Source organism: Spirillospora albida, assembly GCF_000718255.1.
Classification (GTDB): domain Bacteria; phylum Actinomycetota; class Actinomycetes; order Streptosporangiales; family Streptosporangiaceae; genus Spirillospora; species Spirillospora albida.
The window spans coordinates 1-4271 of the sequence record NZ_JOFJ01000043.1 but is presented as its reverse complement, the minus strand read 5'-3'; the positions used below and the strand labels follow the sequence as shown (position 1 = coordinate 4271).

The window sequence follows — 4271 nt, the reverse complement described above, 5'->3', positions numbered from 1 at the left end:
CTTGAGGTCCACACCGAGTACCTGGACCGGCAGCAAGCAGCGTAGATCTGCCCGCAGATCACCATCAGTCAGCTGTCCGGAAAGCGCGGGGCCCCTCAATCAGCGTCACGAGGACATCGCCTCCCTGTCCGTGCGCCGCCGATGGCCGAGCCGACGCGTTCCGCCGGCGGCCCGATTCTCCTGACGATCAGTCACCTCATCGCCTATGTCCAGCAGGACACGCGGCCGGGCCGGTCCCAGGGCGGCGTCGGTGACGAGGGCGCGCACGCCGGTCCGGGCAGCACCGAACCGCATGCTGGCCGGTGACCAGGTGCCGAGCTGGATGTTGGCGGGAGCGAGGGCGCGTCCCGGCGGTGCTGTGGGCGAGCAGATCGTTGATCAGGTGGTGCATACGGGTGGCGGCGCGGCGGATCCGCATCAGGCCGTCGGGGGTGGCGGTGCCGTCACGGTGCCGGTCGACGTCTCCGGCCACGAGCTCGATCCACCCGTCGATCGCGGTGAGCGGGGTAAGCAGATCATGGGCGACCACGGCTTCCTTTTGCGTTCGACCAGTCCAAGGAGCCTTTTTCAGCAGGGGTGCGCCCGTAACTCTGCGTTCTTGCGCTTGAGCCTCTTCAGCTCTGCCAACTCCTGGGTCGTGTTCCCCGGTCAAGGCGCCGGCGTCGACCTCGACCCGGTGCACCCTACTGCGCACCGTCTCAGGGTGTTTGACGCCCAACTTGACCGCGACGCCTTCATCACCGACCACTCCCTGGGATAGCCGGCACGGACCTCAGCAGCCCTACGGACCGCTGGGTCTTCCCCCTTTGCATGAGGACCTTGGAAACTTTGATTTTGAGGTTTAGGGGAGAGATGTCATCGATGGCGCTGAAGCGCTATCCGGAGGAGTTCAACGCCGACGCAGTCGCGTTGTACCTGTCGGATCCGGGCAAGGCCTACCGGCAGGTCGCCGGATTTGGGGATCAACCGGGCGACGCTGCGGCAGTGGGTGCGCGACGCCCAGGCAAACGGCACCGCCCCGGCCGGACCCGCGTCGGCACTGCCGTCTCGCTCTCAGCCCGACGTAGGCTGCCTGACGTGCTTGAGGAGAGAATCAGCAGCTCAAGGCCCGAAATCCGGGAGTTGGAGCCAGAGCGCGCCATCCTGCGCAAGGCGGCGAAGTATTTCGCCGCGGAGACGAACTGGTGAACCGCTTCAGTTCGTTGACGACCACGTGGGCGTCTTCGGGGATGAGCGGTTGTGCCGGGTCCTTCAAATGGCCCGCTCCAGTTTCTACCCGGCGAGCGCGACGTGGGCCGCCGCGCGGGTGGCCCACGCCGCGCTCGCCGCCAGGATCCGGGCCATCCACGCCGAGCATATTTAATCGTCAGACAACGGCACCCCGAGGGCTTTACTGATTTCATCGTCGATAGTGAGATAACTATGAAGACCGTAACTGCCGCATGGTTCAACGCAGCCTTTCAGGACTTCTTGCGTGTCGGTCACGTATTGCTTCTTAACGGGGTCGTGGAAGCAGTGGACAGGCAGCTTATCCTGTGATTCGACTGGACGGTTTTCGATGGTCTCGAAATATCCTTTTTGCCATGGCTGGCGATTGATAAACGCCGGTGCAATAAGCAGGCGATCGGGAGTGAGTCCATCCGGGACCGGCGCCTTGGACTTCGAGCGTACATCGTAGACGTAGATAAGCAGGCAACCGGGCATCGGGGCATCCCCCAGTGGGATGTCAATCCTGATGACTCTCCCAAAGAGGTACTGGTCCACAGCCGGAACTTTGAAGGTGAAGATGTCTCCGACCTTCTGCTTGCGTCGAGAAGGGCTAATTATCTCCATATTCGGCATTTGAAGCAGGACCTCCTAAAAGCCACGCACTCTGAGCCATGCCTCTCCCCATTCTACCGCCCGGCGGTAGTACTCCCCTCGCTTCGGGCTGATACTGTTGATCTTGTTAAGATACTGGGGATTCCGGTTGATCATCGCTTGTTCGATCGCACGCGCTTCACCGCGGGTGACTGGCTTCTCTGTCATCGCCCTCAAGATGAACCGTTCACCATGCTGGGCCTGTCGCCTCGTCAGGCTGTTGGTGATACCGACATAGACGTCGTCACTGCCCTTGAATCCTTGGTAGACATGGTAGTTTTTTCGGGCATTGGCGCCTGCTCTGAGTCCAGCCGGCAGTCCCCTTGCAAGAACCCTGAAGATCGCACCCATGTTGGCCGTCAGAATGCGCGGTTCGGCGCCACCACACCAGTCTGGATGCTTCGTGCAGATGCCCTCATGGACCTGGTATTCCAGATCTTCATTACCGTGTCCGATTTGGTTGTCGCATTCCGCTGGACCCATTTCGCAGGCGTCTTGCATTGCCGCGTTCAATGCATCCCAAGAGGGGGCGAGAATGAGGTCCCCAGCCACGTGCAAATTAGGAATATCTGCGAACGTGGGGGGCGGCTTAGGGGTGCTCTTCTGGACGGGTGGTTTCGGGGCGAGCTGCTTCGCTGCAAGCTGCTGGCCGTGGGTGGTGTGGCCCGGGTGATTGTTTTCGACCCAGTTGTTGCGTGGGGTGTCGTCGGTGACGCGGGGGGTGGTGTTCTTGCATTCGGCGGGGGTTGCGCAGGCCATCAGGCCGGAGGGGTCGCTCTTGGTGATGGGGCTGTTGGCGCTGTAGGCGTAGCCGTTCCAGGATTGGGGGTCTGCGGGGTCGAAGATGGGGTCGACCGCGGTGAAGCGTCCGGTGTTGGGGTTGTATTCGCGGGCGCCGAGGTGGGTGAGGGCGGTGGTGTCGTTGGTGCCGCCGACGAAGCCCTTGTCCAGGGGGGTGGGCCAGGTGCCGTTGGTGCCGCGGGGTTGGCCGAAGGGGGTGTAGCGGCGTCGGGCGGTCTTGGTGGGGTCGGCGGCGTCGATGGTGGCCTGGGTGGTGCCTTGGTGGTCGGCGGGCAGGTAGGTGACGCCGGTGGTGGTGCGTGTGGCGATGGTTTCGCCGGTGTGGGTGTAGTAGCGGGTGCCGGTGGGGGTGGTGGCGCCCTTGGCGAGTTTCACCTCGGTGCCGGGCAGGTAGAGGGTGGTGCCGGTGGGGTCGCGGCGGATGAGCCGGTCGCCGTCGGCGGTGTAGACGAAGCTGGTGTTGCCCTTGCCGTGGTCCGCCCCGAAGATTCCGGACAGCTCTGTTTGCGGTTGCTTCACGCTGTGAGCTGTAGGTCCTGATACTCGGCGTACGCCTGGTTCGGAGTTTTGTATCCGAGTCCTGAATGACGTCTGCGGGAATTGTACCAGAGCTCGATGTATCTCGCGATGTCACGGCGCGCATGTTTCCGGGTCGGATACTGTGTGCGATGGACGCGTTCGTTCTTCAGCGCAGCGAAGAAGGATTCGGCCATTGCGTTGTCGTAGCAGATTCCCGTCCGACCGGCCGATTGGCGGAGCCCGAGCCGGCGTAGCGTGGCGGCGAACTTGGCGGAGGTGTAATTACTGCCGCGGTCGCTGTGGAAGATCGCCTGGTCGGCGAGCTTGTGGTTGCGGGCGGCCATCTCGATGGCCTTCTCGATGAGCGGGGTCTTGTAATGGTCGTCGATCGCCCAGCCGATGACCGCCTTGGTGTAGCAGTCGATGACGGTGGCGAGATAGATCCATCCTTCCCACGTTGGGATATAGGTGACGTCGCCGACGAGTTTGTGTCCGGGGGCGGCGGCGGTGAAGTCGCGGGCCACCAGGTCGGGCAGGTGCCCGGCGGTACCGTCCTGTTCGGTCAGGGCCGCCCGCCAGGGCCCGGGCTGGCAGGGCACCAGGCCCAGCTCGCGCATGATGGCGCGGACCAGTTCCGGGCCGGCGGGCACACCTGCGTCGGCCAGGTCGGCATGGATCCGCCGGTACCCGTAGGTGCCGTCGGAGGCCTCGAAGTAGTGCCGGACCAAGACTGTGAGTCCCTCGCGGCGGCGAGCGGTCGCCGACTCCGGGCGGGTGCGCCATTCATAGAAGCCGGACCGGGAAACCCCCAGCCATGCGCACATGCGCACGATCGTCGGGCTCTTGCCCTCGACGAGCACGGACGGGTTGGCGTACTCCGCATCGATGAACTCGTACTTCGAGGTCACCGTTGCTCCTTCGCGAAGTACGCCGCCGCTTTTTTCAGGAACTCGATCTCCATGCGCAGTTCCCGGATCTCGCGTTCCTGTTCCTTGAGGGGCCCCGCGCTTTCCGGACAGCTGACTGATGGTGATCTGCGGGCAGATCTACGCTGCTTGCTGCCGGTCCAGGTACTCGGTGTGGACCTCAAG

5 protein-coding genes and 1 pseudogene are annotated in these 4271 nt (G+C 63.5%); 2 read left to right on the top strand and 4 right to left on the bottom strand.

All coding sequences use genetic code 11. The features are described 5' to 3' along the window. Nucleotides 1–196 precede the first annotated feature (196 nt). Nucleotides 197–472 carry a hypothetical protein gene (locus IE99_RS33775; RefSeq protein ID WP_425423868.1) on the bottom strand — a complete coding sequence of 92 codons (276 nt, stop codon included), beginning with the start codon at nucleotides 470–472 and terminating at the stop codon, nucleotides 197–199. On the opposite strand from IE99_RS33775, the gene IE99_RS33310 reads away from it, so the two are divergent. Then, the gene (locus IE99_RS33310; RefSeq protein ID WP_245623377.1) at nucleotides 359–760 is read left to right on the top strand and encodes a hypothetical protein; all 402 of its coding nucleotides are present in this window, start codon (nucleotides 359–361) and stop codon (nucleotides 758–760) included. The two genes, IE99_RS33775 and IE99_RS33310, sit on opposite strands and share 114 nt — an antisense overlap. A 101-nt stretch (nucleotides 761–861) precedes the next feature. Continuing rightward, a complete protein-coding gene (locus tag IE99_RS29905; protein WP_157610543.1) occupies nucleotides 862–1188 on the top strand; it encodes a hypothetical protein in 327 nt (108 codons plus the stop codon). A gap of 171 nt (nucleotides 1189–1359) precedes the next feature. On the opposite strand, the gene IE99_RS31560 is transcribed toward IE99_RS29905, so the two are convergent. The 3 genes and pseudogenes from IE99_RS31560 to IE99_RS0128305 all read right to left on the bottom strand — a co-directional run. Next, nucleotides 1360–1833 carry an immunity 26/phosphotriesterase HocA family protein gene (locus IE99_RS31560; protein WP_281176596.1) on the bottom strand — a complete coding sequence of 158 codons (474 nt, stop codon included), beginning with the start codon at nucleotides 1831–1833 and terminating at the stop codon, nucleotides 1360–1362. Nucleotides 1834–1857: 24 nt separating this feature from the next. Next, a complete protein-coding gene (locus IE99_RS32845) occupies nucleotides 1858–3180 on the bottom strand; it encodes an RHS repeat-associated core domain-containing protein (protein WP_030177428.1) in 1323 nt (440 codons plus the stop codon). Continuing rightward, nucleotides 3177–4210: pseudogene (locus IE99_RS0128305) on the bottom strand (IS3 family transposase); the annotation flags it as partial. The gene IE99_RS32845 and the pseudogene IE99_RS0128305, both read right to left, overlap by 4 nt. Nucleotides 4211–4271: the final 61 nt, after the last annotated feature.